General features: G+C 37.4%; 6 protein-coding genes. All 6 read left to right on the top strand.

What is annotated here, in order from left to right; genetic code table 11:
• On the top strand, positions 1–663 hold a 663-nt coding region (locus NYG85_RS11800), incomplete at its 5' end, for an SU10 major capsid protein (RefSeq protein ID WP_284938853.1).
• 1 nt (position 664) lies between these two features.
• Positions 665–1,057, top strand: a complete 393-nt coding sequence (locus NYG85_RS11795; RefSeq protein ID WP_284938852.1) for a hypothetical protein — start codon at positions 665–667, stop codon at positions 1,055–1,057.
• Entirely contained in the window at positions 1,035–1,196 is a 162-nt protein-coding gene (locus NYG85_RS11790) for a hypothetical protein (protein ID WP_284938850.1), read from the top strand. The genes NYG85_RS11795 and NYG85_RS11790 overlap by 23 nt, the downstream gene beginning before the upstream one ends.
• Positions 1,196–3,115 (top strand): coiled-coil domain-containing protein, encoded by a 1,920-nt coding sequence (locus NYG85_RS11785; RefSeq protein WP_284938849.1) that lies wholly within the window; start codon positions 1,196–1,198, stop codon positions 3,113–3,115. Before NYG85_RS11790 ends, NYG85_RS11785 begins: the two co-directional genes overlap by 1 nt.
• Position 3,116: 1 nt before the next feature.
• Entirely contained in the window at positions 3,117–3,626 is a 510-nt protein-coding gene (locus NYG85_RS11780) for a hypothetical protein (protein ID WP_284938848.1), read from the top strand.
• The coding region (locus tag NYG85_RS11775; protein WP_284938846.1) for a DUF1353 domain-containing protein at positions 3,623–3,908 on the top strand (286 nt) is incomplete at its 3' end. The genes NYG85_RS11780 and NYG85_RS11775, both read left to right, overlap by 4 nt.

The raw sequence follows: 3,908 nt of genomic DNA, 5'->3' as shown, positions 1-3,908 counted from the left end.
AAAGAGCTAGAACACGAAATTTCAAAAGCAGCCAAAGAGCATAAGTTAGATATAGAATACGCCCTTTTAGGACTTGGCAGAGATAGCAACGTAAAGCTTTCAGTGTTTAAAGAGCCAACGGCTAGGACTGATAGCACGGCGGCTGAAATGGCAGGACTTTTTTATTATGTCTCAAAGGGCGTAAGTGCTTTTGCAAATAGTAAGCGTGGCAATGTTTTAGCCTTTGATAGCACCGGCAATTGGCAAGGCGCAGCAACTCCATTAACCGAGAACGAGCTAAGCCAAATTTTACAGCAAATTTGGGATAGTGGAGCTACCCCAAAGGACGTATTTATCGGAGCAACACTAAAAAAAGCGATAAATAAAATCGCAACTCGCCAGTTTGGCAATGACAAAGCCATAAATACAAGGGTGGTCACGCTTGAAACGGATTTTGGCAAGGTAAATTTTAGAATGCACCGCTTTTTAAGCAAAAAATACGGACTTGATGACGTCCTAATCGCTGGGGACTTCTCATACGCTAAAAACGGGCTTTTAATCCCTACGACCATTGAGGACGTCGCCACTAGCAAGACCGCTAAACAAAAACGCTATTACACAGAGTGTAGCCTAGAAGTAAGAGTGCCTGACGCTTTTGCAATAGGTGTCGGATTAAAGGCGTAAAATGTTAGAGCTTGCATTTTATATGGTTTTAGAACAAAAAGGCAAAGGGGGCATAAAGCTCCCCGAAAAAGTCACGCTAAGCTATTTAACCCACGAAGCCCTACTTTTTGTGGCGTCAAGGTGTGTGCCTAGCGAGTTATTAGAACGCTACAAATCGCCAAATATGCAGGTTTTTAGAAACGTAGGCAATGAGTGTTTTATAAGAATGCCAAGAATGCCAGATTTTGACGGATTTTTACATTTAGATATAAACGAGGACTTAGTTTATGCGGTTATGTATGAAGTTTTATTTTTACTAAATAAAGAGCCGTTTTATAGAAATTTAGCACTTGACATTATCGCACAATATAACGCAAATGAGGGCAAAGATATTGACGACGTTAGAAACAATTAACAACATAAATTTATATGATTTTTTTTTAAAAATGGCAAAAGATATGTGGTATTTAAGAGAGTATCAAAAAGCAGCGACAAGCAAAAATTACGAGATACAGCCTTTTATTTTTAATGAGATTGAGTTAAAGGACGATTGATGACAGATATTTACAGCTTAAAATTAGCACAGGAAAAGTTAGAAGCACTTAATACAGTTTTAGCTCAAATTAATGAGCTAAAAAACGCACTTAAAAGGTTAGATTTAACCGACGTTAAAAAACTTAGCGTAAGCATAGATGAAGCGTTAAATAACGCTGAGAGTATAAAACTAGCGATACAAACAACAAAAGAGCAAATAGACGATAAACAAAGCGATATAACTGCAAAATTTGAAGCGACAAACGCTTTATTTAATCAAATCCAGTCGTTACAAACTAGCTTAGAAGCATTAAAGCAAGAAGCAGTGGCGTTAAATGACGGCTTTTTAACTGCAAAGGGCGATTTAGCCACGCAAAAAAGAGAGTTAGACACAAGGATTAGCGAATTAGCTAAAAAGATACAAGACTTTAATGTAAATTTTGCAGTTTATGAAAATCTAGGCAATAGCCTACCAACACTAACGCAAGATTTTAACACTTCACGGCGTGAGTATGAAAAATCAAAGCTAGATTATGATTTAAAAGCCGATGAAGTTAATGCAAAATTAACACAACTTGACACAAAAGGCGAGAGCCTATTAAGAGAGCTAGACACTAAAAACGCAGATATTACGCAAGGCTTAGAGCAGATAAGAAATATCCAAAGCGTGGTAAGTAGTGGTTTTATAGATGACGCACAAACAAAAACAAACAAAACATACAGCTCGTCAAAAATCGCAGATGAGATAATTAAAAAAAATCAAGCAGTGCTAAGCTCGGCACAAGACTACACAACTAACGCCATAAACACAGCAAAAACTCAAATAATGCAAGAAGTATCAAGGGATATAACTGACGCAAAAGTTACTCTATTTTCAGAACATATTACAACCAAACTAGGCAAAACAGAAAACGCCATAAGTGCTTCTAAACTAGAATATGCAAGGACGATTAACGGCGTCGCATTTGACGGCACGAGAAATATTACGATAGCAGATGACACCAAACTAGCCACAGCGACTTATAATAGCGATAAAGCAACCTTTGCAACCAAAACCGAGCTAAATACCAAGTTAGCCACAGCGACTTATAACAGCGAAAAGCAAACGCCAATTACAAACCATATCATTTGGAGCATAGGAACCACACAAAAAGAAGGAGCAGTTAAGCATTTTACAGATTTTAATGCTGTCTTTACCGAAGCACTTAAATACCGCAAAGCTACGAATAGGGATGTATATATCCAGCTTCACCTTACAAGCGACATAGTGATAAATCAGCAAGTTTATGTTAATTGTTGTGATTTATCATTTCTTAGGATTTATGGTGGCAGAACAACAGCAGATAATGGCTTTAAGATTATAGCAGGACCTAACTTACCAGCTAATCACTTCTTATTTTTCTTTGACTTAGGCACAAAAGCACCATTCTTTTTTGGCATTACATTTAAGGGCAGATGGCTACCAAATAACGAGACTAGACCAACAGCCGCAGGAGCTGGTAGCGTAAATACAAATGGCATAAGAGTTTTAGGAGGTTGTCAAGCCCTTATTTTTGATAAGTGTAAGTTTGAGAATTTAAACGAAGCCATTCGTTGTCAAAACGCCTCTTATGTTTATTTTAGCAACGCAATCACCGAGTTTAATATGTGTAGTATCGGCATAAATGCTTATGATTTAGCTTATGTTATTTTATCCACTCCAACCTTTCAAAACTGCATAAAGGCTTTAAGGATTTGTAGTGGAACGCAAATATATTGCTTTAAATGCGTATTTAAAAAGAATAACCTAGCCATAGCCACTGAAACAAATGCCACAACTACGCTTTATCTGTGCACTTTGCCACCAAACACAGACGCAGAGAACAAAAACACAAGCGATGCAAATATCGCTTACAACACGCTAACACAGCGTGGCACAATAGTTATAGGAGTAGTTTAAAATGATAACTAAAAACGGAACAGAGTATAAAGAGCTAAACGCTAACATCATAAGCGACATCATAAATTTTGTCAGAAGTCCTTTTATAGTTTCTGATAGAGTGTTAGAATATGATGAGAATGATGAGCTAATAGATGACTTTACAGATGATGAAGTAAATGCAGGGACACAAGAGATTATAAACTATCTACACGAATTAAAAGAGTATGATTTACTGGATAGATATAATTCTTTTGTAAGTGAGCTAGGCTATGAAGCAAAAGAACCAAAGGTAAATAAAATCACACTAAGACAGGCAAAGCTCATTTTAAACGAGCTAGGTTTGCTAAATAGCGTTAAAGAGTTTATTAGTCAAATACAAGATGAGAAGCAAAGAGCAAGAGTGGAGATTGAGTTTGAATACGCAAACGATATCTTTAAAGATAACCCGCTCATAACAACACTAGCAACAGCCCTAAATTTAGATAATGCCAAGATTGATGAGCTGTTTTTAAAAGGTAGTAGGCTATGAAGCGAGTTATCGTTAAGCCTTACAGCCACGACCGCTACGAATTATACGAGCCTTATGCGTTTAAGGCTTTTGAGCGTGATTTTGAGATACCAAAAGGCTATTTAACCGACGGAGCAAGTGTGCCTCGCATTTTTTGGAGCATTTTACCGCCAAATAGCCCTGAATACCTAACCGCAAGTATCACGCACGATTATTTAACCGATATCGCAGCAGGGCTAATCTCGCACGAAATAAAGCCAAGCTTTAAAGCGTGCGACAAGGTTTTTAAAGAGCATTTAAAAG

Origin of the sequence: Campylobacter gastrosuis (assembly GCF_030249845.1) — a bacterium.
Taxonomy (GTDB): domain Bacteria; phylum Campylobacterota; class Campylobacteria; order Campylobacterales; family Campylobacteraceae; genus Campylobacter_A; species Campylobacter_A gastrosuis.
The sequence above is the reverse complement of the archived record's forward strand: the minus strand, read 5'-3'. Positions and strand labels throughout refer to the sequence as shown.

What these genes read in the sequence shown, in the direction of transcription:
- NYG85_RS11795 (WP_284938852.1), top strand. Translation starts at nt 665, where the DNA reads ATGTTAGAGCTTGCATTTTATATGGTTTTAGAACAAAAAGGCAAAGGG.
- NYG85_RS11785 (WP_284938849.1), top strand. Translation starts at nt 1,196, where the DNA reads ATGACAGATATTTACAGCTTAAAATTAGCACAGGAAAAGTTAGAAGCA.
- NYG85_RS11780 (WP_284938848.1), top strand. Translation starts at nt 3,117, where the DNA reads ATGATAACTAAAAACGGAACAGAGTATAAAGAGCTAAACGCTAACATC.